This is a genomic window from Rhizobium sp. BR 362, from assembly GCF_036528765.1.
In the GTDB taxonomy this organism is placed as follows: Bacteria; Pseudomonadota; Alphaproteobacteria; order Rhizobiales; family Rhizobiaceae; genus Rhizobium.
In genome coordinates, this window is record NZ_JARWGH010000024.1 from 28658 (window position 1) to 53410 (window position 24753).

General features: G+C 59.4%; 25 protein-coding genes. 7 read left to right on the forward strand and 18 right to left on the reverse strand.

Going from position 1 to position 24753, the window contains the following annotated elements; all coding sequences use genetic code 11:
* Nucleotides 1–6 precede the first annotated feature (6 nt).
* Nucleotides 7–918: a LysR family transcriptional regulator gene (locus tag QDY28_RS22760; protein ID WP_331383884.1), complete on the reverse strand. Its 912-nt coding sequence runs from the start codon at nucleotides 916–918 to the stop codon at nucleotides 7–9.
* Nucleotides 919–971: 53 nt separating this feature from the next.
* Nucleotides 972–1580 carry an NADPH-dependent FMN reductase gene (locus QDY28_RS22765; protein ID WP_331383885.1) on the reverse strand — a complete coding sequence of 203 codons (609 nt, stop codon included), beginning with the start codon at nucleotides 1578–1580 and terminating at the stop codon, nucleotides 972–974.
* Nucleotides 1581–1635: 55 nt separating this feature from the next.
* Between QDY28_RS22765 and QDY28_RS22770 the strand changes: the two genes are divergently transcribed.
* A complete protein-coding gene (locus tag QDY28_RS22770) occupies nucleotides 1636–2133 on the forward strand; it encodes a PadR family transcriptional regulator (protein ID WP_331383886.1) in 498 nt (165 codons plus the stop codon).
* An 82-nt stretch (nucleotides 2134–2215) separates the two neighbouring features.
* Here the strand turns inward: QDY28_RS22770 and QDY28_RS22775 are convergent, their stop codons facing one another.
* From QDY28_RS22775 to QDY28_RS22815, 9 genes are all read right to left on the reverse strand, one after another.
* A complete protein-coding gene (locus QDY28_RS22775) occupies nucleotides 2216–3181 on the reverse strand; it encodes an MBL fold metallo-hydrolase (RefSeq protein WP_331383887.1) in 966 nt (321 codons plus the stop codon).
* A gap of 216 nt (nucleotides 3182–3397) precedes the next feature.
* Entirely contained in the window at nucleotides 3398–4831 is a 1434-nt protein-coding gene (locus QDY28_RS22780) for an NAD(P)(+) transhydrogenase (Re/Si-specific) subunit beta (RefSeq protein WP_331383888.1), read from the reverse strand.
* Between the two features lie 19 nt (nucleotides 4832–4850).
* Nucleotides 4851–6425 (reverse strand): Re/Si-specific NAD(P)(+) transhydrogenase subunit alpha, encoded by a 1575-nt coding sequence (locus QDY28_RS22785; RefSeq protein ID WP_331383889.1) that lies wholly within the window; start codon nucleotides 6423–6425, stop codon nucleotides 4851–4853.
* A 305-nt stretch (nucleotides 6426–6730) separates the two neighbouring features.
* Complete coding sequence (locus QDY28_RS22790; RefSeq protein ID WP_331383890.1) at nucleotides 6731–7171, reverse strand: RidA family protein; 441 nt, start codon at nucleotides 7169–7171, stop codon at nucleotides 6731–6733.
* A gap of 113 nt (nucleotides 7172–7284) precedes the next feature.
* Nucleotides 7285–7791, reverse strand: a complete 507-nt coding sequence (locus QDY28_RS22795; RefSeq protein WP_331383891.1) for a cupin domain-containing protein — start codon at nucleotides 7789–7791, stop codon at nucleotides 7285–7287.
* 176 nt (nucleotides 7792–7967) lie between these two features.
* Nucleotides 7968–9272 (reverse strand): MFS transporter, encoded by a 1305-nt coding sequence (locus QDY28_RS22800; RefSeq protein WP_331383892.1) that lies wholly within the window; start codon nucleotides 9270–9272, stop codon nucleotides 7968–7970.
* Nucleotides 9273–9312: 40 nt separating this feature from the next.
* Complete coding sequence (locus QDY28_RS22805; protein WP_331383893.1) at nucleotides 9313–10101, reverse strand: SDR family oxidoreductase; 789 nt, start codon at nucleotides 10099–10101, stop codon at nucleotides 9313–9315.
* Nucleotides 10091–11101 carry a D-2-hydroxyacid dehydrogenase family protein gene (locus QDY28_RS22810; protein WP_331383894.1) on the reverse strand — a complete coding sequence of 337 codons (1011 nt, stop codon included), beginning with the start codon at nucleotides 11099–11101 and terminating at the stop codon, nucleotides 10091–10093. The genes QDY28_RS22805 and QDY28_RS22810 overlap by 11 nt, the downstream gene beginning before the upstream one ends.
* A gap of 5 nt (nucleotides 11102–11106) precedes the next feature.
* A complete protein-coding gene (locus QDY28_RS22815) occupies nucleotides 11107–11826 on the reverse strand; it encodes an RraA family protein (protein ID WP_331383895.1) in 720 nt (239 codons plus the stop codon).
* Here QDY28_RS22815 and QDY28_RS22820 point away from each other — a divergent pair.
* The 6 genes from QDY28_RS22820 (at nucleotide 11820) to QDY28_RS22845 (ending at nucleotide 17046) form a co-directional block, all read left to right on the forward strand.
* Entirely contained in the window at nucleotides 11820–12935 is a 1116-nt protein-coding gene (locus tag QDY28_RS22820) for a LysR family transcriptional regulator (RefSeq protein ID WP_331383896.1), read from the forward strand. The genes QDY28_RS22815 and QDY28_RS22820 overlap by 7 nt on opposite strands.
* Nucleotides 12936–13101: 166 nt before the next feature.
* Nucleotides 13102–13773, forward strand: coding sequence for an ATP-dependent Clp protease proteolytic subunit (locus QDY28_RS22825; RefSeq protein ID WP_331383897.1), 672 nt, complete (start codon nucleotides 13102–13104; stop codon nucleotides 13771–13773).
* Between the two features lie 341 nt (nucleotides 13774–14114).
* Nucleotides 14115–15002 (forward strand): helix-turn-helix domain-containing protein, encoded by an 888-nt coding sequence (locus tag QDY28_RS22830; RefSeq protein WP_331383898.1) that lies wholly within the window; start codon nucleotides 14115–14117, stop codon nucleotides 15000–15002.
* Nucleotides 15003–15170: 168 nt separating this feature from the next.
* On the forward strand, nucleotides 15171–15572 hold the full coding sequence (locus QDY28_RS22835) for a GlcG/HbpS family heme-binding protein (protein ID WP_331383899.1): 402 nt from the start codon (nucleotides 15171–15173) through the stop codon (nucleotides 15570–15572).
* A 41-nt stretch (nucleotides 15573–15613) separates the two neighbouring features.
* On the forward strand, nucleotides 15614–16423 hold the full coding sequence (locus tag QDY28_RS22840; RefSeq protein ID WP_331383900.1) for an SDR family oxidoreductase: 810 nt from the start codon (nucleotides 15614–15616) through the stop codon (nucleotides 16421–16423).
* A 74-nt stretch (nucleotides 16424–16497) separates the two neighbouring features.
* Nucleotides 16498–17046: a nuclear transport factor 2 family protein gene (locus QDY28_RS22845; protein ID WP_331383901.1), complete on the forward strand. Its 549-nt coding sequence runs from the start codon at nucleotides 16498–16500 to the stop codon at nucleotides 17044–17046.
* A gap of 304 nt (nucleotides 17047–17350) precedes the next feature.
* Here QDY28_RS22845 and QDY28_RS22850 read toward each other — a convergent pair whose 3' ends face one another.
* From QDY28_RS22850 to QDY28_RS22880, 7 genes are read right to left on the reverse strand one after another with little or no spacing between them, the layout of a single operon-like run.
* A complete protein-coding gene (locus tag QDY28_RS22850; protein WP_331383902.1) occupies nucleotides 17351–18241 on the reverse strand; it encodes an intradiol ring-cleavage dioxygenase in 891 nt (296 codons plus the stop codon).
* A gap of 7 nt (nucleotides 18242–18248) precedes the next feature.
* Complete coding sequence (locus QDY28_RS22855) at nucleotides 18249–20003, reverse strand: FAD-dependent oxidoreductase (RefSeq protein WP_331383903.1); 1755 nt, start codon at nucleotides 20001–20003, stop codon at nucleotides 18249–18251.
* Nucleotides 19996–21111, reverse strand: a complete 1116-nt coding sequence (locus QDY28_RS22860) for a branched-chain amino acid ABC transporter permease (protein ID WP_331383904.1) — start codon at nucleotides 21109–21111, stop codon at nucleotides 19996–19998. Before QDY28_RS22860 ends, QDY28_RS22855 begins: the two co-directional genes overlap by 8 nt.
* Nucleotides 21112–21118: 7 nt before the next feature.
* Nucleotides 21119–21982 carry a branched-chain amino acid ABC transporter permease gene (locus tag QDY28_RS22865; protein ID WP_331383905.1) on the reverse strand — a complete coding sequence of 288 codons (864 nt, stop codon included), beginning with the start codon at nucleotides 21980–21982 and terminating at the stop codon, nucleotides 21119–21121.
* Nucleotides 21969–22688, reverse strand: coding sequence for an ABC transporter ATP-binding protein (locus QDY28_RS22870; protein ID WP_331383906.1), 720 nt, complete (start codon nucleotides 22686–22688; stop codon nucleotides 21969–21971). The genes QDY28_RS22865 and QDY28_RS22870 overlap by 14 nt, the downstream gene beginning before the upstream one ends.
* A gap of 2 nt (nucleotides 22689–22690) precedes the next feature.
* On the reverse strand, nucleotides 22691–23410 hold the full coding sequence (locus QDY28_RS22875) for an ABC transporter ATP-binding protein (protein WP_331383907.1): 720 nt from the start codon (nucleotides 23408–23410) through the stop codon (nucleotides 22691–22693).
* Nucleotides 23411–23460: 50 nt separating this feature from the next.
* Nucleotides 23461–24741: an ABC transporter substrate-binding protein gene (locus QDY28_RS22880; protein WP_331383908.1), complete on the reverse strand. Its 1281-nt coding sequence runs from the start codon at nucleotides 24739–24741 to the stop codon at nucleotides 23461–23463.
* Between the last annotated feature and the right edge of the window lie 12 nt (nucleotides 24742–24753).

Consider the following 24753-nt stretch of genomic DNA (forward strand, 5'->3'; position numbering starts at 1 on the left):
TTTCCATCAAGCTTCGAACGCTCGGGACTTGTTTGTCTTCATGAAATTGATGAAGGCGGAAAGCGCAGCCGGGATTTGCCGGCGGCTGGGATAGAACAGGTAAATGCCCGAAACTCGCGAACTCCATCCTTCAAGAACGTGAACCAGCTCGCCTCTAGCAAGGGCTTCGGGGACAAGAGCTTTCGGCAACAACCCGATGCCCGCTCCGCCGATAATGGCTGCTGCCATGACACGCAGATCGTTGGCGACGAAATGCGCCCCTGCGGAATGTTCGATCTTTATGTCGTTTTTCGTCAGGACCCACGAGCTTAGAGTCCCATCCCAGGATGACCGCAGACGTACGCACCGGTGGTTCTCCAGATCCGCCGGCTCCGATGGCTTCGTCCTGCCTGCAAGATAGGACGGAGACGCCATGAGTATCTCCTCGAAAGGGTCTACAAGCTTGACCGCGATCATGTCCTTTTCGATCCGCTCGCCCACCTGAATACCAGCATCGATGCGATTTTCGACAAGGTCGACGTGTAGGTCGTCAACAAGCATCTCAAGCTCGACGTTGGGATGGCTGGCGAGGAAACGGCCAATGATTGGGCCGACCATGATCGTCGAAGCGGCACGCGATCCCAGGATACGCAGCCGCCCGCCCGTTCCTGTCCGGAATTTGTTGAGTCCATCGAGCGCAGCATCAAAGCTGTCGAGCAGCGGAGATAGCGATTCTAGGAATTCGGCGCCCGCCTCAGTGAGCGAGACGCTACGGGTCGTGCGGGCTAGGAGGCGGACGCCGAGCTTTTCCTCGAGTCCTCGGAGGGCCTGGCTGAATGTCGGCACGGAAACGCCGAGACTGGCGGCAGCCCTGGTGAAGTTGAGCTGGCGCGCGACCTCGACGAAAGCAACGAGTTCGCGCATTTCCGGTCTATACATGGTTGGCCCGGGGCAATGATGTCACCGACGTCGCCGCAGTGAGGGGGCACAAGTCACACGGTTTCGGCCGTACGTTCGATCCAGCGTGCGAAATGGCTGACCCAGCCTTCAAGGAAGTTCCGCGTAGATTCGTTCAAGACATTATAATCTGCATCGCACAGGTCGTCTTTCCAAGAAAGATTGACCTCGGGCTGACCCATGACGATGCAGTGAATTGCGCCGAGTACGCTACGCAGCTGGCTCTGGCCAACTGCGGAACCGATCGCTCCGGGAGAGGCGCCCACGATGGCGCCGGGCTTTCCGGAGAATGCATTTTGGCCGTAAGGGCGTGTGCCCCAGTCGATGGCGTTCTTCAGCACGGCCGTGAAGGACCGGTTGTATTCCGGTGAAACGAAGAGAATGGCATCAGCATCAGCGATTGCTCGCTTAAACGCTGAAATGCTTGCGGGCGGCTTTTCCCAGAGATCGTCGTTATACATCGGAACTTCCGATAGATCGACAATGTCGAACTCAAGGCGGTCTTTCGCGAGCTTTGCGAGGACACGAGCTAATTTGTGATTGATGGACTCGCGGCGAAGCGAGCCGACTAGAACAGCTACTTTTTTCACGACAAATCTCGCGGTTAAATCGACATTCCGGCTATTGTGCCGGCGCAGGCACATAGATAAACTCTCGCAAGACAATGTCAAGATATATCTTAGCTATGACGGAACACTGATGCCCGCTGAGAAAAACCATAGCCAACAGACCTCGAGCCGCCGCGTTCTCGACAGCGAAGAACTTGGCCTGCTATTGATGCTGCTGATAGAAGGGACAGATGGACGCCACGGCTACGATCTCATCAAAGAGATCAAGAACCGATCCGGGGCCATCTATGCGCCGAGCTCGGGCATAGTTTATCCTCGCCTGACTATCCTTGTAGAAACCGGCTACCTAGCAGCATCGTCCCCTGAAGAGCAGCGTCGGACATACGAACTCACCGCCGCAGGAGAAGGCTATCTGGAAGTCAACCGGAGCGAGGCGCAGGGAGTGCTGGCGAGGATCGAAGCTATGCGGTTCAGGGGCGGCGGCGTGACGGCGGGTCCCGTCGGCCGCGCGATGCAGAACCTCAAGACCGCGCTGGGGCAGACCTTATCGGGCGAACCTAGCCGTCAGCTTCAGCTCGATGTGGCGGAAATTATCGATGACGCGGTCCGCAGGATCGAGCGACTTTGAGCCAGTTCGCAAACGAACTTTCTCTGGGCCACTACAAGGCTGTCATCTTAGCGACGGGGGGGCCACTAGCGCTTGTCCAGATTTAGCTCAAAGGCACGAAAGCATAGCTGTCCTTGCCGTTCTGTCGCACGTGACCCAATCCAGGGAACGGCAGATGGGCGCCTCCGATCATAAGCTTCTTTTTCGAGACCTCGTCAAAAACCCTGAAGTGTTCCGCTTCCGCTTCGGCTCTGTCCGCATCGTAACCGATTGTAACTGCGGGATCGGCGAACTGTACCGCAGCGACGTGCACGATATCGCCCCATAGAAGAAGCTTTTGCTCCTTGCTCTCCACCTCGTACATCGTGTGACCTGGCGTATGCCCATAGGCCGATCGCGACCGAATTCCCGGCAGCAACTCCATGGATCCTTCGAAGGCCATCAACTTGCCTGCCTTCTGGTAGGCGGAGAGGGAGGCAACGCTCGCTTCGAAAAAGCGTTTTGCTTCGGCCGGCGCAGCACGCATGGCCGCCTCGCTAAGCCAGTAATCGATGTCGCGCTTGTCTGCGCGCACTCTAGCGTTCGCAAAAGCAGGCTCGGTCCCCGACATCAGTCCGCCGATATGGTCGGTATGCAGGTGAGTAAGCAGAACCTCGTCAATCTGCTCGGGGCGGTAACCCGCAGCGATCAGGTTGACCGACAACTTGCCGAAGCGTGGACCCAAAAGTGACCCCGCTCCCGCGTCGACCAGCACCAGCTTCGAACCGGTGTTCACCAAAAAGGAATTGTGCGACGTTGAAACTTCCTCTGCAAGGAAGTTACTTTTCAGGGCTCGCCCAATCCGGTGTTTGCTCCCCTGCAACAGCTTCGATGTGCTTATCGCAGACTGGCCGTCCGAGATCACCATGACCTCAAAGTCGCCGACCATCAGTCGGTGAAAGCCGGCGGCGTCTCGACCCGAAATCGGAGCGTCAGCAAACGAGTAGCCGGGCAGCATGCATCCGAGGCACGCGCACGATCCGATCAAGAGAGAACGGCGGCTGAGACTTAAGGATTTGCTCTGAGACATAGTGGTTTCCTAAATTGGATTGGAACGCGGATTGATCTCGATGAATAGACGGGGGATGTCTTTAGCTCGAGTGCCTCGGGTCGACCCACAGTGAGGCGCTTGGATGATGCGAACTCGCTGTCTTCCTATGCTGCGACGCCATAGCTCTTCGAAAGGCATTCAGTTCCATGCAAGCTCGCGAATGAAATACGCCCGCGATCTATGAGAACATATTCCTCAGCCGATTTGAGAAAGAAGCTGGGTGACGCTCGCTCTTGCATCACCATAGAACATGCGCGTGTTCTCCTTGTAGAACAGCGGGTTCTCGATGCCGGAGTAGCCCGTCCCCTGGCCGCGCTTGGAAACGAACACCTGTTTTGCCTTCCAGACTTCGAGGACCGGCATACCGGCGATCGGCGAGTTCGGATCCTCCTGTGCGGCCGGGTTGACGATGTCGTTCGACCCTATGACGATGACGACATCCGTTTCATGAAAGTCGTCGTTGATCTCGTCCATTTCGAGCACGATGTCGTAGGGCACCTTGGCTTCGGCAAGCAGCACATTCATATGACCCGGCAGACGGCCGGCGACCGGATGGATCGCAAAACGGACGGTCTTGCCCGCGGCGCGCAGTTTACGGGTGAGTTCGGAGACCGACTGCTGGGCCTGGGCCACGGCCATACCGTAGCCGGGCACGATAATGACCGAGTCAGCATCGTTGAGCGCCGTGGCGACACCATCGGCATCGATAGCGATCTGCTCGCCGGATATCTCCATCTGTGGACCGGTCGTCGCACCGAAGCCGCCAAGGATGACCGAGACGAAGGAGCGGTTCATCGCCTTGCACATAATGTAGGACAGGATCGCACCCGAGGAACCGACCAACGCGCCGGTGACAATCAGGAGGTCGTTGCCGAGCGTGAAGCCGATCGCCGCTGCCGCCCATCCGGAATAGGAATTCAACATCGATACGACGACCGGCATGTCAGCGCCGCCGATGCCCATGATCAGGTGATAGCCGATGAAGAAGGCGGCAAACGTCATCAGGACCAGCGTCCAGGCGCCGGCACCGTTGAAGTAAAGTATGAGCAGGAGGAGCGATGCGGCCGCTGCTCCGCCATTAAGCAGATGGCCGCCCGGCAGTTTTTTGGCCTTGCCGTCCAGCTTGCCGGCAAGCTTGCCGAAGGCGACTATCGAGCCGGTGAAGGTGACCGCACCAATGAAGACGCCGAGGAAGACCTCGACCTTCATGATTGCAAGTTCGACTGGCGTCTTATGCGCGAGAATGCCGGCAAAGCCATCAAGTGTTGCGCGGGCCGCTTCCTCCAGACCGGCGACCCGGACGGCTTCGATATGGGCATTGAAGCCGATAAAGACGGCTGCAAGGCCCACAAAAGAATGCAATGCCGCGACGAGCTGCGGCATCTCGGCCATCTGCACGCGGCTTGCGACATAGCGGCCGAGCACGGCGCCACCGGCAATCATCAGAAGGATGATAAACCAGCTACCTGCGCCAAGGCCGAAGAGGGTGGCGATAACAGCGAGCGCCATGCCGACGATGCCATACCAGACGGCGCGCTTGGCGCTCTGCTGACCGGAGAGTTCACCGAGGGACAAGATGAAAAGAACGGCCGCAGAAATATAGGCGGCAGAAACGATACCGATTGTCATGTTGCATTCCCCTTCCCGCTCAGGACTTCTGGAACATGGCGAGCATGCGCCGCGTCACCAGGAAACCGCCGACAACGTTGATCGTGGCGACGAGTATTGAAACCGCAGCGAGAAACGTGACCAGCCTGTTTCCGGATCCGATCTGCAGGAGTGAACCGAGAATGACGATCCCAGAAATCGCGTTCGTCGCCGCCATCAGCGGCGTATGCAGTGAATGGCTGACATTCCAGATGACCTGGAAGCCGATGAAGCATGCGAGCACGAAGACCACAAAATGGCTCATGAAGGCCGGGGGCGCATAAGCACCGACTATCAGAAGGAGCGCTGTACCGACTCCCAAAAGGAAACCGGCATTCTTGGTCTGCGTCTTAAAGGCGGCAGCTTCCTGCGCTCGTTTTTCCTCGGGCGTCGGTTCTTTCGCTCTTTCCCTCGATTTCTGCTCGGCGATCGCCCGCACTTTGGGCGCTGGCGGCGGATAGGTGATCTCGCCCTCAAAAATGACGGTGGCGCCGCGAATGACATCGTCTTCCATGTCGTGGACGAGCTTACCGTCTTTGCCCGGCGTCAGGTCCGTCAACATGTGGCGGATATTGGTAGAGTAGAGCGTCGAGGCTTGAGCCGCCATGCGGCTCGGGAAATCCGTGTAGCCGATGACAATGACGCCGTTGTCGGAGACGATCTTCTGATCGGCAACTGTCAAGTCGCAGTTGCCGCCGCGTTCAGCAGCAAGATCGACGATCACAGAGCCCGGCTTCATCATCGCCACCATGTCGGTGAGCCACAGCTTGGGTGCCTCACGACCATGAATAAGAGCTGTGGTGATGACGATATCAATCTCCGGCGCCAGCTCTCGGAACTTGGCAAGTTGGCTCTTCCGAAACTCCGGAGAAGACGGCGCGGCATAACCGCCAGTCGCAGCACCATCCTGCTGCTGCTCGTTGAAATCCAGAAACACGAACTCCGCGCCCATGGATTCTATCTGCTCGGCGACCTCTTGGCGCACGTCGAAAGCGTAGGTGATGGCGCCAAGAGATGTTGCCGTTCCGATCGCGGCAAGACCGGCGACACCGGCGCCGATCACCAGCACCTTGGCTGGCGGAATCTTGCCGGCTGCGGTCACCTGACCGGTGAAGAAACGGCCAAAATTGTTGCCAGCCTCGATCACGGCGCGATAGCCGGCGATATTGGCCATGGAGGACAAGGCATCCATCTTCTGTGCCCGCGAAATCCGAGGCACCATGTCCATTGCGATCACGTTCGCGCCCGACAAACGACAGGCTTCAAGCAAGTCAGCGTTCTGCGCCGGATAGAAAAACGAGATCAAGGTCTGTGAGGAGGCGAGATAACCCGCCTCCGCTACACTCGGGGGCCGAACCTTCACGATAACGTCGCATGTCTCGTACAGCGCTGCTGCGCTGTCGATCACTGTCACGCCTGCCGCGCGATAGGCCTCGTCCGAAAAGCCCGCCGCTTGGCCGGCTCCAGTCTCGAGCACGCATTCGTAACCAAGCTTGCGAAGCTCTCCGGCGCTGGCGGGTGTTAGCGCAACGCGAGCCTCATGCATGCTAGTTTCGTTGGTTGCACCGATCTTCATAGTCTCTTCTCCCTCGACGCGCTTCCGCGGTTTTCAATCGCGGGTTGGGCGATTTTCTTCCTCGGTGCCAATTGATGAACGTCAGTTACCGGCCCCCCTCAGACGTCCAACGAGACGCTTGAGGCACAACATTATTCCAGGTGTAATTTTACTGAGAACCGTGTGACACAAAGCCCAAAGTCCATGCGGGCCAGCAGACCCGGAGGCCTGCAATAAATTGTCCAAGCGTCAGTCTTCTCGCGATGAAATTGGCGGCTACTGCACAAAGTGGCGATAAGTAGGATCCTTGTGGAGATGGATCCGCATTAGCTCGTTCCCTCGATGATCGCCATAAAATCGCATTGAACAAGCGAAGGACCATCCACCAGAAGGGGCTGAGAGTGGCGAGCCGGGCGGGCTGCAGGATCGGGAAACATGCGCACCCATTCCGCGTTCAATGGCTCTCGATTATCGCGGTCCCGCAGGTAGACGGTCACCTTGATGATGTCATCGGCGCTGCCGCCGGCAGCCTCCACGATCGCCTTCATATTTGCGAAGAGGTGGGCGCATTGAGAGGTGAGGTCTTCCGGCATCATGTGCGTTTCTGAATCCAGCCCAGAGATCGCACCGGATACGACCAGGTTCCCAATCCGGCAGGCGTTCGGCACCGGATGCTTATGGGCGAGGCCCTCAACGACGACGCTCATGCGGCGGCTCGCGGCATTGCTTCGTTGCGCCACCTCACTCAACATTGGCGATTGAGACATGTGTATTTCCTCTCATCTCACTTGCGCGCTCAGTCGAATACTTGGAACGCTTGGTTTGGCAGTCATGGCTGCTATCCGGACCCAATTTCCTCCGGTCATGCATCCGGTGGGAGCTATTTCTTGACTGTGCTGGGAGCATCTGCGGGATTGGCGTAAGTGGTTCCGCTCGGCCCATATCCGGTGATGGCAACGAGAGTTGGCTCGTCTCGCGTCTCTCCGAAATGGTTGGCGTTAGCGGGTTCAGTGTAGATGCCTCCCGCCGGAAGCGCATTGAGCTTCGTCTCATCGTAGGCATTGCCAAACCCAACGTAGAAAGTTCCCGATAAGATGGTTACGAAGCGGGAATCGGGGTGCGATAGCGGCATGATGCGCTTGTGTGGCTCGAGACGCAGTAGAACCGTATAAAGCCCAGGTTTCGTCGGATCCCCATAGAGCGTTTTGGCGCTCTGGCCGCTGACCTGGGAGACACCGGCTGTCTTCGATGCACTCTGGGTGACAGAAAGTTGCTGGGGCGACGCAACAATGATTTGCATTGATCCGTCTGCGTCTTGGGCCTCGGCCATGTGCCCTTGTGTCATCAGGGTCATGGCGAAAACTAAGCACGGGAAAATCGACTTCATTGACCACTCCTGGTTGGGATGGAGCCTCCACAAAAGTGTTCAGGCTCTTTCGCCGAAGGGGTTCAAATTTGAGCGCTCGGCAATCCATTGGTTAGTCATTTCAAGGGGCCCGAGATCAACAAACCATGTTTGGTGATGGTACATGGGATGCAGCCGGATCGGGCTCCCGGCAATGGTCAGGGCCCTCCCGCAACAGTTTGTTTCGCCACCACGGTCGATGGTTCCTCCTCCGTGGCCTGCCCAATGTCTGGCGTCAGTTTGATGCCTTTTGTTTCTGGGAGCAGCAGCGTAGCCACGATCGCGATGCTGTAGCCGAGCAACGCAATCAACCCGATGGCCTCGGCCAAGGTGATCCATTGCGCCAGTATACCGATGCAGGAGACTGCGGCGGCGCCGGCAGCCTTGCCGAAGTTGTAGGCGAAGCTCTGGCCACTACCGCGGACTGCTGTCGGGAACAGCTCCGTGAAAAAGGGGCCAAGTGCGGCGTAGTTGCCGATCGTGAAGAAGCCGAACGGTACTCCCATCAAGATTAGGCCCCAACCGGATAGCGGCAAGAACATATAGGCAATGGTCACCAGCCATGAGCAGACCAGAAACAACTGGAATGTACGGCGCCGGCCGAGCACGTCGGACAAGTATGCACTCACCAGGAAACCGAAGAATGAGCCGCCCGTAACGAGGAACACATAATAGCCGGAGGCACTTGGTGAGAGATGGCGAACCGTTTTCATGAATGTCGGCAGCCAGTTGACAATTGCTCCGCCGACACCAACCACACCAAAGGCCAACAGAGACGTCAGGATTGTCACATGCACCACATCAGGGCGGAAGATCGCACCAAGGCCCGGATCGCGGCCGCTCGCCTTTATCGCAGCGCGGGTTTGCCGATAAAGCTGCGGCTCCTCGATCGTTCGACGCAAGTAAAGCACCAGAAAGCCAGGCACCACGCCAATCATCAGCAGCGTCCGCCATGCGTATTCCGCGGGGACGTGAGCGAGAATGATGCCGGCCAGTATCGCCGCAACGCTCCAGCCGACGCCAAAACCACTTTGAACGCTCCCTACCGCTTTGCCGCGATGGGCCGGCCGGATGATCTCGCCCATCAGCACAGCGCCCGCTGCCCACTCACCCCCGAAGCCCAGCCCTTGCAGGACCCGCACGAGTAGGAGCTGTTCAAAGTTTTGAGTGCAGCCGGCGATGAGGGTGAAAACCGAGAACCACAAAATGGTGAACTGCATAACGCGGACGCGACCCAAACGGTCCGCTAGATAGCCACACGCCCAACCACCGACGGCGGCCGAAATCAGGGTTGCCGTTGCGAGATAGCCCGCCTGCGCAGTTGTCAAACCCCAGGCGGCAATCAGTACCGGAAGCGCGAAGCTGAAGAGCTGCGCATCCATCGCGTCCACCGCCCAACCCGCGAAGCAGCCCCAAAAGGTATTTCGTTCTCTTGTTGTTAGATCGCGATACCAGCTGAACATTTGGTCTCCTCCCAATGTTGATATTTTCCAGGTCAGCCGGTCAGGCGACGAGCGGCGTCAGCCCTCCATCCATGGTCAGCGATGCACCGGTCACGTAGGACGCCCGGGCGCTAGCGAGAAAAATCGCGGCATCGGCCACCTCCTCCGGGGACGCATAGCGGCCAAGGGGTATTCGCTGCTGATTTTGGCGCAGCAGTTCTTCTGGTGACTTTCCGGTCGCGCGCGATTCCGCTTCCAATGACATTTGCACTCTGTCGGTCATGGTGGCTCCGGGGTTAATGACATTAACGCGTATACCGGCATGTCCCCATGCGGCAGCCAAACCTGCCGAGGCCAACATCAATGCCGCGTTGGCAGCGCCTCCAGGGATGTGGATCGGTGAGGCGATTTTACCTCCGGTCCCGACGATGTTGACGATCGCACCCGCACGCCGCTCAATCATGCGCGGCAGTACATAATCCATGACGTTCATGTAGGTGAAGAACTTCGCATCCATAGCAATGCGCCACTTGCCCGGTGTCAATTCACTCGGAGGCACGCGCACGGCGCCTCCGGCCGAATTGATCAGCGCGGCGATCGGCCCGACCTCGCTTTCGGCCGCAATAACTGCCCGCTCGGCCTCAGATTCATCGGAAAGATCGGCAGTAAAGGACGTGGCCTTGATGCCGTCGGCTGAAAGGGCCGCATGGGCGGCCGCCAGGTTATCCTTGCTGCGCGATACGATGACTACCCGGGCTCCTTCCTTTCCGAATGCCCGCGCGCAGGCAAGACCGATGCCCTTGCTGCCGCCGGTTACCAGAACAACTTTTCCGTCAAGTTCAAGGTTCATTGTGATGCTCCTGTTTCAGTACATCCGGATTATGGACGTTGATCGGTGTGCCTTTGGCAAAGGCAACGACCTGATCGAAGGCGTTGCCATAGGCAAATTCATAATTGTCGCGCTCGACATAACCGAGATGTGGCGTGCACAGGGCGTTTGGCAGCAATAGCAAAGGATGGTTGGGATCGGTCAGCGGCTCGTGCTCGAACACGTCCACCGCCGCTTTTCCAGGTCGACCGTTGCGCAGTGCCGAGACAAGCGCCCCGGGTTCAATCAGCTCCGCCCGACTGGTGTTCACTAGCAGTGCCGACGGCTTCATCAGGGCAAGGTCCGCAGGCCCGATCAAACCGGCCGTCTCGGCATTCAAGCGCAAGTGCAGGCTGAGCACGTCTGATTGCGCGAAAAAGGTTTCTTTACTAGACGCGACGGGCAAGCCTTCTTTTTGTGCCCGGTCCAAAGATCCCTGTCGGCCCCAGACCAGCAACTCCATGCCGAATGCCACGCCGATCCGTGCCACCATCGATCCGAGCCGGCCAAAGCCATAGATTCCGAGCGTCCGCCCGCGTAAACCCAGCCCGACTGTGCTTTGCCAGATGCCCTTGCGCAGTTCAGCGCTTTCGAGCGGGATGTTGCGCATCGCCGCCAGGATTAAACCCCAAGTGAACTCCACGGTGGGGTATGAAGGGCGTTGCGTCAGGGCCGAGGAGACGAGAACACCGTGGCGCGTACATGCGGCAAGGTCGATGTGTGGTACATGTCCGTTCTGGCTGACCAGCTTGAGGTTCGGCAGGCGGCTGACCAGCGCTTCGTCCACCTTGGTCCGCTCGCGCAAAAGCACCAGCGCGTCGGCAGTGGCAAGCCTCTCCGCCAACACGTCCACATCGGCCACAGCATCGTTCCAGATCGTGACCTCATGGCCCCGAAGCTTACTGAAGCAATCGAGCGTACGAACGACATCCTGGTAGTCGTCTAGGATCGCGATACGCAGTCGTGGAGTGAGATCGGTCATGGCACTTATTCTTTGTTCGGAAGGTCGGCAACCGCGGTGCCGGCATCGATCGCACCGCATTTCTCATGTTCAAAGGCAGCCTTCGCTAGCGCGCGCTCCAACACCTCTGCGGCGCGCCCAATCGGGATGAAGCAGACCCCAGTTTCGTCGCCGACGACGATGTCGCCAGGCGAAACGCGAATACCGGCGATCTGGATATCGCCATTGATTTCGACTGTTTCGATGCGCCACTTGCCTGTGACAGGAGTGATTTCGGTAGCCCAGAGCGGATAGCCTACCCGACGAGAATGGCCGACGTCACGTATCCCTCCAAAGACTATGGCGCCGGCTTCACCTTGCCGTTTACCGGTCTGCGCTGAAATGCCGCCCATGTTGGATACTCCGGCAACACCATCGATCACCACGACATCGCCAGGCTGCGCCAGGTTATGTGCCTCGAACTCCGCCATGCGGTTTACGCGAGCACGCGCAGTTTCATAGACGTGCTCGCGCTGCATGATGTTGCGTACTGTGAGCGCCGGTCCAACGATGCTTGCGTTCGGCAGGCTGGGTTTGAGCAGCGATGTTCCGACCGCGCCGGTGATACCCAGCTCGTCCATGACGTCCGCGATGACGCTTGTCGCATCGGGGATGCGCTGAAATTTCTCGATGAGGCCCTGAGGCGGACGTGGCGTCTGAAACAAACGAATGCGATCGGCGCTGATCTTTCCGGTCAGCTTTGGCATCAGGTCTCCAGCAGGAGCATCATTCATCAGATAAATCCTCGCAATGTATTGGTGCGCAGCCGTTGGTTAAGGCTTTCGCCGCCGTGCTTGTTAGGGCCGTGTCTATAGAGTTGTCCAAATCTTCCAAATCGTCCAATTTAGATTTCGACCAGACCATTATCATCGAGGTGAATAACGTGCGACTTGATCTCAACCTGCTTGTGGTCATTGAAGCGATTATGCTGGAGCGGAACGTCACCCGCGCCGCGGCTAGTCTGTCGATGAGTCAGCCGGCAGTCAGCAATGCGCTTCGACGCGCCCGAAAACTGACGCGAGACCAACTGTTCCTGAAAGTCGCGGACGGCGTCCAGCCAACCTCGCGAATGCTCGCCATCTGGCCCGAACTTCATCGTTCGCTGGCCGTGATCCGTGCTTCCATCGCACCAGAGCACTTCGACCCACGGTCGGACCCGACCAGCTTCCGAATTGCAGTGACGGATAGCCTGGCTGTCGACGCAGTCTGCGGCATCGCGTTAAAGCTACGGGCCCTGTCACCTTATGCTCGCTTGGCATTTTCTTTTCACACCAATGCGAGCTCTCTTGAGGGCATCGAGCGCGGCACGCTCGACTGCGCTGTCGGCATGTTTCCGTCTCTTCCGCGCGACATCCACGTTCAGGGGCTCCGGACGGATCACTATGTTTGTGTGATGCGACCGGGCCACCCACTAGCAGAGGAGATGAGCATGGACCAGTTCATCGCGGCGGCGCACGTACTCGTAACGCCCTCGGGGATGGACCTTGGCGTTGTTGACGGCTGGCTGAGCCTCCATGGTCGGACAAGAACAATCGCCGTTGTCGTCAACCATTTTTCCGATGCGCTTCGGATCGTCGCAGCCAGCGACCTGCTGACCTGTGTACCAAGCGCATTCTTCCATGGGTCCGGCGGGGAGCCTCACGGCCAGCGAGAATTGATTGCCCGCGATCTACCATTCGACTCTGAGAAGCTTGTCTATAAACTCATCTGGCACGAGCGGCTCCATATGCATCCCGCTCACCAATGGTTCCGGTCACTCGTTGCCGGCGTTTGCGGGAACAAGCCAGAAGACAACAAACACGCTCCGCCGGACTGAGGGCATCCCCGATTTAGGTGGGCGGGTGTTTTGCAGGTTGATGACGGCATAACGCGGCTCGTGAGATCACGTGACTTTGAAGTAAGGTTGCGGGCATGAAGTTGCCGATGTTTGTAAGAGCCGCGTATGTTGCCGGAGTGATCACTTCATTCAAGGACTGTCTGATATGTCAGCAATGTTGAATCGCCGTGATATCTGCCTAGGTCTATCTGCTTTCGCTATTGGTGCCTCCAACTCCAGCATTGTCTTTGCACAAGAGAAGGAAAATTCGAATAGCAGTTCGGCGGCTTATTTGTATTTCTCGCAGCAGATCGATGACAAATCTACACTCGATCTTACAAGCGGGATAATAAGCCTGAGATCTAAGGGTTACAGCACAATATATCTTATGATAAATTCCATGGGCGGAGAAATAGCCTCAGGCATCGCCCTATACCATATCCTGTCTTCCATGGACGCACAAATTAACACGTATGCCATTGCCAATGTTGAATCCGCAGCTATTCTTTTATTTTTGGCTGGAAAAGAAAGAGTTGCAAATAAAGAGTCTCTTTTTGCATTTCACTCTGGCCAGGAAAACTTCAGCAGCGAAAAGCTAACCTCTGGTCAGATCAATGAGAGATTTAGCGCACTTGCAATCGACGACGACAGAATGAAAGAAATATTCAAAGGGCGGCTTTCCATCAGTGACAAGCAATATGACGACCTTCTGAGCCCACAATTTCGATTTGTAAGGGCACCAGAGGCATTGAATATGGGCTTGGCAACGCGGATCGGCGAGGTGAGCATACAACCGCACGATGGGCTCTTCTTTGTTCAATCCTCCGGCGGCAAGTGAGTCAGGCGGCGAGCGCAGGAGCGCAACGGAGTCTCGTGTTGCGCCCCTTTCCTGGGCAGAGGGCAAAGCCGCGCCGCCTCGGCTGTGGAGCTTCGCGGTACGGCGGGTCGATACGCCAGAGAAGACCGTGCATTTCGGATATGGCACTTGCACTCGCATGAATTTTGGCCAAAATCCTGATCGCAATGCGCAGGCTTCCGATAACGGCGCGGTCGCCGTCGGGACAATTTTCATTCATAAATCGAATACGATTGCAATAGATACAGCGTGGCAGCGGCAATGGGCCCGCCGATGCTGAGGAATTCAAAATCTCGAAGCGATATTTGCGGCGAGGGTGCGACATGGATTTCATGGAGTCGCAAGGGGATAGAAAGTATCGGACCAGCGAGCGCGTGGGCGGACTTGTTGCATGCTCATCGCTGCAGGTCGAGCTCAGGCGTTTCGATCCGGGGTGGCAGGTGGATCTTACGCTCGAATGCACGGAAATAGCCGTCCTGCTCTCGGGTCAGTCGAAAATCAGGTGGACCGGCGACGGCCATAGGCGGGAGGCTATCGCTCGTCCTGGCATCGCATGGGTGTGTCCCGCGGGTGTCCATGAGAGCGGTGTCGAAATCCTCGGCACCATGCCCGAGTCCTTGCACATCTTCCTGCCGCCATCGCTCGTCGGGCAGACTGCTCTGTCAAACTTCGACATTGACCCAGCCAGGGTGCAGCTCGCCTATGCGGGCGGCGTCCCTGATCCGGTAGTCTTGCAGCTCGGTGAGCTTTTTCGTGGTGTGTTGAATCGCAAGCTGGAAGCGACAGACCGGCTGTTCCTGGACGGCATTCAGCTCGCGCTGGCGGCTCATTTGCTGGGCACCTATTCGTCCGCTCGCTGGCGGCCCGCTGCACGGACTTCAACCATCGATCCGAAGAGGCTGCAGCGCGTCTTCGATTTTATCGAAGCCCGCATTGCAGCGGATATTTCACTGAATGACCTTGCCGCCGAGGCGTGTCTCAGCCCCTTTCACTTTGCCCGAGTTTTTCGCGCCGCCACCGGCTTCGCCCCGCATCGCTACGTCACCGAGCGACGGATCGCGGCAGCCAAGGAGAAGCTGCGGCTCGCGCAGTCCTCGCTCGTCGAGATCGCGCTCGACACCGGCTTCGGGTCGCAGGCGAACTTCACGCGCGTCTTCCGCAAAATGACCGGCTTGACGCCGGGCCAGTACCGCGCGCTCTTCACCTCTTAGCGATGTTTGCCCGGCGGACGCGCTCGCCCCTCCCTTTGTGCGCCCGTCGGAGCGCAAGATCTGCAAATAGTGCAGCAAGAGATGGAAATACGGCAACGCGTCTTGCGGCCTATACCTGCCTCCTCGAACGGGGAGCACTGATCTTCGAACGACAGAGGAGACAGGGAGATGATTACCATCGACGAAGCCCGTAAGGTCATCGCCGCCGGCGAGGCGCGGGCGAGAGAGATCGGCGTACCGGCCAATATCGCAGTTCTCGACGCCGGCGCCCACCTGAAGGCTTTTTCCCGCATGGACGGCGCCCTGCTGGGCTCCATCGACATCGCCCTCAACAAGGCCCGAACCGCCGTGCTGTTTTCCATGCGCACGGAAGCAATCGGCGAATTCTGCAAACCCGGCGGAACTTCATTCGGACTGGAGCAGACCAATGGCGGTCTCGTCGTATTTGCCGGCGGTATCCCCGTCATGGACGGGAAGAACATCTTGATTGGTGCCGTCGGCGTATCCGGAGGCGCCGTCGCCCAGGACCTCGAAATTGCGCAGGCTGCTGCGGCTGCCCTCGCCGTCTAAGCCGCTTTTTTCAACCGCAAGCACATCGAAAGGAAGTTCTTATGTCGAAGACCATTCTCATCACGGGTGCCGGCTCCGGCTTCGGCAAGGGCGCGGCCATCGGCATGGCCACGAACGGCCACACCATCATTGCAACCACACAAGTTTCGTCGCAGGTTACGCCTCTGCGTGAGGAAGTCGCCACGCTCGGCCTGAAGAACTTCCGCGTCGAGCGTCTCGACCTCACCGACCCCTATGACATCAAACAGGCGCAGCGTTGGGACTTCGACGTCCTCTGGAACAATGCCGGCATGGGTGAAGCCGGCCCAGTCTGGGAAATTCCGATTGAGCTCGTTCGCAAGAACTATGAAGTCAACGTCTTTCTCCCACTGGTACTGACCCAGGAGGTCGTTCAGCGCTGGATCCGCGAAGGCAAGAGCCAAGGCAAGAAAGTGGTCTTCACCTCCTCGATGGGCGGCCTGTTTACTCCAGCAAACTGGGGCACCTATGTCTCCACCAAGCACGCGCTGGAATCGATCGCCGAAGCGCTGCAGCAGGAACTCAGCCGCTACGGCATCAAGATCCAGACGATCAACCCGGGCGCCTACTACACCGGCTACAATGAGACGATGGCCGACAATCCCTTCCGATGGCTGGATGACAGTAAGAACTTCACCAAGCGGGCCGATCTGCGCAAGGGCTTCGACGATTTCTTCGCCACTCCCGAAGGCAAGATGGACCCGAAGGAAATGATCGACCGCATGATCGAGATCGTCCCGGCCGATACCGGCAAGTTCCGCAATGTGGTTCCGAAGGTGATCGAGGACATGCTGAAGGATCATCAGCTCAAGGCCTGGGAAAACCAGATCTAAGCAGACCTGCGGCGAGCGCCGCGAGCGGCACCCGCCGGGTGCCGCGCCATCCAACCCGACTTGGAGGAAGGCACATGTCCATCACCGCAAGCGCAACCGTCCGTGGGCCAACATCTTTTGCTCGTCGCATCTCAAATGCTGCTCTGGGTATCGCCGCCACCATCTTGGCCCTTTGCGGGCTGGAAGCCCGTGCCGCGTCGCAGTCGCTGACCGAAACCGAACGCCGCAACAAGATGACCGTCGAAGCTGGCTTTGACGCCTGGGCGGCGGGCACTGGCAGCCCCTATGACCTTCTCGCCGACGATGCCCGCTGGACGATCGAAGGCTATTCGCTGGCATCGAAGACCTATCCGAACCGCGAGGCGTTCCTGCGCGAAGTGATCCGCCCCTTCAATGCCCGCATGAAGGCGCCACTGAAGCCCGCGATCCGCAATGTCTATGCCGATGGCGACACCGTGATCGTCTTTTTCGACGCCCGAGGCATCGCCCGCGACGGGGAGCCCTACGCCAACACCTATGCCTGGTTTCTCGATATGCGTGACGACCGGATCGTCCGCGCCTCGGCCTTCTTCGACTCGATCGCTTTCAACGAGTTCTGGACCCGTGTAAGGCCGGCCGAATAGGCCGGCCACTCGCCGCTTTGAAGTGGCACAGCGGGATCTGCATCCTCGAGCGTCTCGATGTCCGAGAGGTCGTGCAATGTTCGATGCCAGCACCTTCTCGGGTTCAAGAGGAGCGCGAACTCGGGTTCTGCAGGGTTCTCCGATCCGACTTCACCCACCTTGACCTGGACGACCGCGCGAATTCAAACGACGATACTGACTATTCGCACCGAAACGTGATGCAATATTTCGAAAGGCATGGCCCACCCCCCTGTCCGATATGAAATCGCCAGGTCAAATTTGGACACGGTAACTTCTAGCTTAGCTAGTTTCGTTTTCGCTCCGGCGCCAATACGAAATCGTGCTCGACCTGCCAGAACGGTCCGCGGAAGCCGAAAGCCTCGGCACGCGCGGCATCGTCCGTCAGCCTGAACTCGGCCAGCAGGCTCTCCTTGACGCCGAACACCGCATCGGAATGGATGTAGGGGTCGTCGGGATCGAAGATGTGGGTCGTCAGCGTCTCGAACCCGGGCGCCTTGATGATGTAGTGCAGGTGAGCGGGGCGGTAGGGATGACGGCCGAGCGCGCCGAGCAATTGCCCCACGGGACCATTGTCGGGGATCGGATAGTATTTCGGCTTCACCGCCCGGAACCAGTAGTGCCCATCCTTGCCGGTGCGGAATATGCCCCGCAGATTGAAATCGGGCTGGATGCCCTTTTGCTGGACGTCGTAGAACCCTTCGTCATTCGCCTGCCAGACGTCGAGCACCGCGTTTTCGATCGGGCGGCCTTCAGTATCGAGGATGCGGCCGCTGATCACCATGTCCTCACCTTTCTGGTCGAGGCAGATATTGGCGCCCATCGGAAGTTCCGGTGCATCAGCGACATGGAAGGGGCCAAGGACGGTGCTTTCCGATGCGCCCGACGGCTTGCGGTTGTTGATCGCGTCGACCAGCATCGACACCCCGAGCACATCCGACAGCAGAATGAATTCCTGTCGCCAGTCGGTGCAGGTGTGACCAGTGCGGGTGAGAAAGAGGATCGCCTCCATCCATTCGTCCTGGGTCGGCTCCAGCTCTTTCACCGCCTCATGCAGCTTGCGGGTAACGACCTCCATCACCTGCTTCAGCCGCGCATCTCTGGCATGGGCGTTACGGCCTGTGACAACCTCGACAGAGTTTTCCTCGGTAAAATAGCCTTTTTCTTCCACGCTCATTGTCGCCTCACCGATCCAGAATTGCTTTCAATACACGACGCAGTTCGCTCACCGGATCAGCGACTGCGGCATGCGAGCGCCAGCCGACATGGTGGTCCGGACGCACGAGCAGAACGCCGGCATCGCGGATTTGGCGGGCGCGCGCCCAGTCTCCCGTCAGGTCCTGCCATTCCTGCCGCGGGCCGATCTTATGAGCCGTGATCGGCAGGCCGAACTCCTTCGACAGCGCCTTCGTCGCCGCAATCCAGCCGTCGCCGCCGATGCCGGTCAATACGGTGAAGACGCCGTGGCCGGTGAGATCGAGGCTCGACACCTTCTCGCCGCTGGCACCGAATAGCCAGACATGCGGCAGGCGCGCACCCGGCCAGCTCGTCGGCTGATGGTGCAGCTCCGCATCCTCCGTAAAGGCCGGCTCCGGCTGATCGTCCTTGACCACGGCCTTCGAGGCATATCGCTGGTTCATCTCGACGCCATGCGCATCGAACTCGTAGACCTTATAGGCGATCGCCTCGCGGATCGCGGAACGCTGGCGCTCCGCATCGGCCGTGTCGTCGCAGCGCGCATCCATGTTCTGCTGCATCTTCACCGGATCGACGGAATCGAGCAGGCCGAGCGACTTGAAGATCGGGCCGAATTCCTCGATCGATTTGTTGGCGCGGGTGACGATCTGCTTGGCGATCGGCGCGCGTTCAGCCTGGTAGCTTTCGAGCAGACCCATACCGGCCTGCCCCTTGAGGACCATTGCCAGCTTCCAGGCGAGATTGAAGCCGTCCTGGATCGAGGTGTTGGAGCCAAGGCCGTTCGAGGGCGGATGGCGATGGGCGGCATCGCCCATGCAGAACACACGCCCGCTCGACATGGTGGTCGCATACATGTTGTTAACAGTCCAGGTGGAGACGGATTTGATCTTCGGCTTGAGGTCGGCAACGCCCACCAATTCGCGCACGACCTTGGTGGCGAAAACGTCGTCGACCTGCGGCGGCGGCTGGTTGATGTCATAGCCCCAGACGATCAGCCATTCGTTCCATGGCCGCACCATGCGCACTAGGCCCATGCCAATACCGCCGACATCCGCGCCTGGCTGCAGCACCCAATAGAGCACCGACGGCCGGTGAGCGACATAGCGCGAGAGATCGGCCTCGAACAGAATGTTCATCGAGCCGGCAACGCCCATCTTGCCTGCGAAGGTCAGGCCGGCATGCTCCGCCACCTTGGAGTTGCCGCCATCAGCGCCGATCAGGTATTTCGAGCGGATAACCAGCTCCCTGCCAGTCATGCGGTCGAGACAGGTCGTCGTTACACCTTCCGCATCCTGGACATGGCTTAGATATTCCGTCGACATGCGAGCCTGAGCGCCGCGCGAGCAGGCCGTCTTGAACAACAGCGGCTCCATATAGGTCTGCGGCAGGTCATTCATCCGGCCGGGCGACGAAAGCAGATGTTCGGCGCGAGAGAGCGGATGATTGCCCCAGCTCTGCATGCGGCCGATCTCCTCGCCGGCAACCGACGTGCAGAAGACGTTCTGCCCCATCAGATCCTGTTCGGTCGCGAAGAGATAGGCCTCCTCCTCCACATCGCGGCCTAGATCGCGCAGGACTTCCATCGTGCGCTGGTTGGTGATGTGCGCCCGCGGCGTGTTTGCCAGCCAGCGATAGCGATTGATCACCATCGGCTCGATACCGTAGGTCGCAAGCAGCGCCGCGGTCGCCGAGCCGGCTGGCCCCGTGCCGATAATCAGAACGTCGGTGGTGATGTCAGCCATTCGGCCCTCCCTTTTCATCATGCAGTATAGGTCCGCCCTTCAGCAGGCGGCGGACCGGAAAGAGTTCCCAACCGGTTCGGTCGGATATGAGCCCCCAAAGGCCCCCTGGCGCGAACAGCATGGTGACGATGGCCAGTGCGCCGAGCGCCAGCAGATACCAGGAGCCGTAGCTCGAAAAGGCATTCTGCAGCAGGAAGAAGATGAGCACGCCGACAAGCGGCCCTTCGATGGTACCAATGCCACCAATGACAACAATGAACACGACATAGGCGGTCCAGTCGGTGAGCGAGAAGGCGGCATCAGGCGATATGCGCGCCTTCTGCAGGTAGATGAGCGCACCGACCATGCCGGTCACAAAGGCGGTCGCCATATAGACGACAACCTTCAAGCGGCGCGCATCGACGCCGAGCGCACGCGCCGCCGTCTCGTTGTCGCGCACGGCGGCAAGGCCGAGCCCCTGCTTGCTGCGCAGCAGCCGGTAGATGAAGCCGATCGTCAGCGCCGTCAGCGTCAGCGCCAGCCAATAGGCGAGCGCATCGGCCGCGGCCGCAGAGCGCATGCCGAACCAGTTTTGCAGCAAGGAAATACCGAACATGTCCTTTGTGGCTTCGCGCGGCAGCGAGGTGCCCGTTCCACCGCCCAGCATCTTCCATTGGGCAAACAGCAGCCGCCCGACTTCGGCAATGACCCAGGTGCCGATCGCGAAATAGGGCCCATAAAGCCTGAAGGAGAAGAAGGCGGCCGGCGCAGCGATGAGCGTCGCGACGAGCCCGGCCAGCGGAATGGCAAGGATAGGATCGACACCGGCAAGAATGACGAAGCCGAACAGCGCATAGGCGCCGCAGCCGACAAAGAGCTGCTGGCCGACCGAGATCAGTCCGGCATAGCCGGCGAGCAGGTTCCAGCTCTGCGCCAATGCCAGCATGGTCAGGATGAAGAAGAGATCCTGGACGACGCCGCGCGACATGACGAACGGAACTACCGCCAGCACAACCACCGCGATGAGCGAAAGGATAGCGAAGATGCTGGAAAGCCGCGTCCGCGTTTCCACCCGCCAGCTCGGCGGCGCTGCAATTTCGGTCGGCATTGTTTCGAAACCTGTGGTCATGGCGCCCTCAATCCACTGCCCGGGGGAAAAGGCCGCGCGGCCGGAAGAGCAGCACGAGCAGGAAGGCGATATGCCCGGCAAGGATCTGCCATTCGGGATTGACCGCGGCGCCGACCGTTTGGGCAACTCCCAGGATGATGCCGCCTGCAAGCGTGCCCCAAAGCGAGCCGAGGCCGCCGATGATGACCGCTTCGAAAGCGTAGATCAGCCGCGCCGGCCCGGCCGTCGGATCAAAGTTCGCCCGCATCCCGAGATAAAGCGCTGCGACCGTCACGATCATCATCGCAAGGCCGGTCGCGATGGCGAAGATAGTATTCGGCCGGATACCCATCAGGCTCGCGGTCACCACATCGTCCGAAGTCGCGCGGAAGGCGCGGCCGAGCTCAGTGCGGTAGATGAGCTGGTTGAGAGCAACGATGACGAGGACGGCCGAGGCAAAGGTAAGCAGCGGCATCAGACCGGCATTGACGCCGCCGAACTGCAGCGAGGCCGTTTCCAGCGCGCCTGCGGAGATCCGCCGGCTATCGGCCGTGAAGCCCTCCAGCAGACCATTCTGGATGACGATCGACAGGCCGAAGGTAACGAGCAGAGGCGGAAGGATATCCTTGCCGAGCGTTCGGTTCAGCAGATGATATTGCAGGAGCCAGCCGACAGCGAACATCAGAGGCGCGGCGATCAGCGCGGCTAGGAAGGGATCGGGCCCGAGCAGCGAGACAAGCACCAGGATCAGGAAAGCCGCCAGCACGATGAGGTCGCCATGGGCGAGATTAACGAGGCGCATGATGCCGAAGACGAGGCTGAGGCCTGCCGCGAACAGCGCATAGAGCCCGCCGAGCAGAACACCTTGCAGAAGCGTATCAAGCCAGTTCATGGGTGTCCGCTCCAAAATAGGCCGCATGGATGTCGGCACGATCGAGTTCTGCGGGGCGCCCGGTCAGGGTGATCCGGCCCTCCATCATGCAGTAGACACGATCGGCGACCTTCAGCGCCTGGGCGATGTCCTGCTCGACGATGACGATGGCCGCACCTGCAGCACGGATATGGGAAAAGGCAGCGTAAATGTCCTTGATGACCACCGGAGCGAGGCCGAGGCTCAGCTCGTCGCAGAGAAGAACGTCCGGATTGGACATCAGCGCCCTGCCGATCGCGACCATCTGCTGCTGTCCACCTGACAGCGCCGTCGCCGGATTGCGACGTCTTTCCTTCAGGACGGGAAATAGCGAATAGATGCTGTCGAGCGTCCAAGGTCCGGCGACGCGGCGGCCATAGCGGCCGATCTGCAGATTTTCCTCGACCGTCAGCGACGGGAACAACTTCCGTCCCTCCGGCACGAGAGCGATGCCGCGCCGCACGACATCGGATGCGGCGATCGCCCCGATCGGCTCGCCGCGATGCAGGACCATATTGGGCTTGTTGGCGATGACACCGGCGATCGACCGCATCAATGTCGATTTCCCCGCACCATTCGCGCCGATAACGGCGATGGTCTCGCCGGCCTCGAGCCGAATATCGACGCCGAGCACGGCCTGGAAATCGCCGTAGGAGGCCGTGAGGCCGCGGGTTTCGATGAGGCTCATCGTCAGACCTCCATTCCGAGATAGATTTCGCGCACCTCGCTCGAAGCCATGATCGCGTCGGGCTTGCCGATGCCGATCATCCGGCCAAAATTGAGCACGAGGATGCGCTCGGCCACGGCTGTAAGAGCATGCAGCACATGCTCGATCCAGATGATTGCGATGCCGCGCTGATGAACCCGCTTGATCGTCGCGACGAGCTGGCGGCATTCGCCTTCCGTCAGTCCGCCGGCGATCTCATCGAGAAGCAGCAGTTTCGGCTGGGTGGCGAGCGCACGCGCCAATTCCAGCCGCTTGCGTTCGAGCAGGGTCAACGATCCGGCAGGCACATTGGCTTTGGCGATCAGGCCGGTGTCGACAAGGATATCCGCGCACAAGGCTGAGACACCGCTTTCCCTCGCCTTGGCACCGAAGGCACCGGCAACCAGCAGGTTTTCGTAGGTCGTCAAGCGCTCGAATGGCTGCGGGATCTGAAAGGTTCGGCCCATGCCGGCAAGACACCGCTGCATCGGCGGCGTATGGGTCACGTCCCGACCGTCGAACTGGATTGATCCGCCGGCGACGGACAGATTGCCGTTGATCAGGTTGAACAGCGTCGACTTGCCGGCGCCGTTCGGGCCGATGACGCCGAGCACCTCGCCGGGTTCGACGGAGAATCCGATATCCTCGGCGACGACTAGCGCGCCGAAGGATTTCGAGACTCCTTTCAGTTCCAATATGGGCATTGCCGTTCTCCATGGGAGGCTGCCCGACCGAATACCGGGCAGCCCTCCTCTCACGCCAAGGCTTCGAGCTTGCCGCCAAGCGGCACGTTCGGCGCTAGCCCGTTTTCGACGACGACGAGATCGTAGCCGCCGCCCGACTTCAGCCGCCATTGGCCGCCGACCAGCGGTGTCTTGGCGACATTCTTTTGAGCGAAGGGCGGGAGTTTCTCGTTGCCCCAGGCAATCGGCCCGACGAGCGTGTCGAGCTTCGTTTCGCCGATCGCCTTGGCGACCGCCTCGGCATCGCCTGTATCCTCGGTCCGCGTCATGACATCGACGGCAAGCTCGAAAAGCGCATGGGCAAAGCCGATCGGCTGCGTCCACGGCCGCCCCGTTGCCTTGGTGAAGGCATCCGCAACGGCGGAAGCGGTCTCGCCTGTCAGCGACGACTTGAACGGATGTGTTGGGGTCCACCAGACCTCGGTCGAGAGATTATGGCCGGCATTGCCTAGCGCCTCGACCGTCTGCGGGAAGAGAAGCGCCTTGCCGATCGAGGCGACCTTTGGCTTCAGACCCTGTTGCTTGGCCTGGTTCCAGAACGTGGTGAGATCGGGCGGGATCATCACCCCGGTCAGAATATCGGTGCCCGCCTGCTTGAAGGCGTTGATTTGGGCGGAAAAATCATCCGTGAGGTTCTGGTAGCGACCGGTATCGGTCAGGCCATAGCCGAGCTTTTCCAGGACCGGCGGGAAGCCGACGGCCTTGTCGCCCCAGGCATTGCCGTCGCCATCGTTCGGAAACAGGCCGCCCACCTTCTTGTTCGTATCGATCTGGCTCCACATGCCGGTGAAGACGGCAATAATGTCTTCCAGGCCCCAGAAGAAGTGATAGGCATAATTGAACGGCTTCCACGAGGCGGGATCGCCCGGATTGCCTTGCTGGCCGATGAACCAGGGCTGCCAGGGCGCTACCGTGGAAATGCAGGGCATCTCCTCGCCCTCGCAAGTCGTGGAGACCGGATTGGTCGTCTCCGGCGTCGAGGATACCAGCATCAGGTTGATCTGATCGTCGACGATCAGCTCCTTTGCAACTTCCGCGGCGCGGTTCGGGTTCGACTGGCTGTCCTTGACTACGACCTCGTAGTTGAGGCCTTTCGCTTTCGTCGTTGTCAGAAAGGCATCGATGACAAACTTGTCGGCTTCGCCGAAGCCGGCAAGCGGCCCGGTCTGCGGGCTGACATAGCCGAGCTTGATCGCCGCATTCCTGGCAATGGCCGGCATGGCCAGGCCGGAGGTGGCAATCAGCGCACCGCCGGCGGCCGTCGTCTTCAGAAAATCGCGTCTCGTGAACATGTTTCCTCCCCT

Bases quoted from the DNA above. Each gene is read 5' to 3' on its own strand.
- QDY28_RS22760 (WP_331383884.1), bottom strand. From the start codon at position 918: ATGTATAGACCGGAAATGCGCGAACTCGTTGCTTTCGTCGAGGTCGCG.
- QDY28_RS22765 (WP_331383885.1), bottom strand. From the start codon at position 1,580: ATGTGCCTGCGCCGGCACAATAGCCGGAATGTCGATTTAACCGCGAGA.
- QDY28_RS22770 (WP_331383886.1), top strand. From the start codon at position 1,636: ATGCCCGCTGAGAAAAACCATAGCCAACAGACCTCGAGCCGCCGCGTT.
- QDY28_RS22775 (WP_331383887.1), bottom strand. From the start codon at position 3,181: ATGTCTCAGAGCAAATCCTTAAGTCTCAGCCGCCGTTCTCTCTTGATC.
- QDY28_RS22780 (WP_331383888.1), bottom strand. From the start codon at position 4,831: ATGACAATCGGTATCGTTTCTGCCGCCTATATTTCTGCGGCCGTTCTT.
- QDY28_RS22785 (WP_331383889.1), bottom strand. From the start codon at position 6,425: ATGAAGATCGGTGCAACCAACGAAACTAGCATGCATGAGGCTCGCGTT.
- QDY28_RS22790 (WP_331383890.1), bottom strand. From the start codon at position 7,171: ATGTCTCAATCGCCAATGTTGAGTGAGGTGGCGCAACGAAGCAATGCC.
- QDY28_RS22795 (WP_331383891.1), bottom strand. From the start codon at position 7,791: ATGAAGTCGATTTTCCCGTGCTTAGTTTTCGCCATGACCCTGATGACA.
- QDY28_RS22800 (WP_331383892.1), bottom strand. From the start codon at position 9,272: ATGTTCAGCTGGTATCGCGATCTAACAACAAGAGAACGAAATACCTTT.
- QDY28_RS22805 (WP_331383893.1), bottom strand. From the start codon at position 10,101: ATGAACCTTGAACTTGACGGAAAAGTTGTTCTGGTAACCGGCGGCAGC.
- QDY28_RS22810 (WP_331383894.1), bottom strand. From the start codon at position 11,101: ATGACCGATCTCACTCCACGACTGCGTATCGCGATCCTAGACGACTAC.
- QDY28_RS22815 (WP_331383895.1), bottom strand. From the start codon at position 11,826: ATGCCAAAGCTGACCGGAAAGATCAGCGCCGATCGCATTCGTTTGTTT.
- QDY28_RS22825 (WP_331383897.1), top strand. From the start codon at position 13,102: ATGTCAGCAATGTTGAATCGCCGTGATATCTGCCTAGGTCTATCTGCT.
- QDY28_RS22830 (WP_331383898.1), top strand. From the start codon at position 14,115: ATGGATTTCATGGAGTCGCAAGGGGATAGAAAGTATCGGACCAGCGAG.
- QDY28_RS22835 (WP_331383899.1), top strand. From the start codon at position 15,171: ATGATTACCATCGACGAAGCCCGTAAGGTCATCGCCGCCGGCGAGGCG.
- QDY28_RS22840 (WP_331383900.1), top strand. From the start codon at position 15,614: ATGTCGAAGACCATTCTCATCACGGGTGCCGGCTCCGGCTTCGGCAAG.
- QDY28_RS22845 (WP_331383901.1), top strand. From the start codon at position 16,498: ATGTCCATCACCGCAAGCGCAACCGTCCGTGGGCCAACATCTTTTGCT.
- QDY28_RS22850 (WP_331383902.1), bottom strand. From the start codon at position 18,241: ATGAGCGTGGAAGAAAAAGGCTATTTTACCGAGGAAAACTCTGTCGAG.
- QDY28_RS22855 (WP_331383903.1), bottom strand. From the start codon at position 20,003: ATGGCTGACATCACCACCGACGTTCTGATTATCGGCACGGGGCCAGCC.
- QDY28_RS22860 (WP_331383904.1), bottom strand. From the start codon at position 21,111: ATGACCACAGGTTTCGAAACAATGCCGACCGAAATTGCAGCGCCGCCG.
- QDY28_RS22865 (WP_331383905.1), bottom strand. From the start codon at position 21,982: ATGAACTGGCTTGATACGCTTCTGCAAGGTGTTCTGCTCGGCGGGCTC.
- QDY28_RS22870 (WP_331383906.1), bottom strand. From the start codon at position 22,688: ATGAGCCTCATCGAAACCCGCGGCCTCACGGCCTCCTACGGCGATTTC.
- QDY28_RS22875 (WP_331383907.1), bottom strand. From the start codon at position 23,410: ATGCCCATATTGGAACTGAAAGGAGTCTCGAAATCCTTCGGCGCGCTA.
- QDY28_RS22880 (WP_331383908.1), bottom strand. From the start codon at position 24,741: ATGTTCACGAGACGCGATTTTCTGAAGACGACGGCCGCCGGCGGTGCG.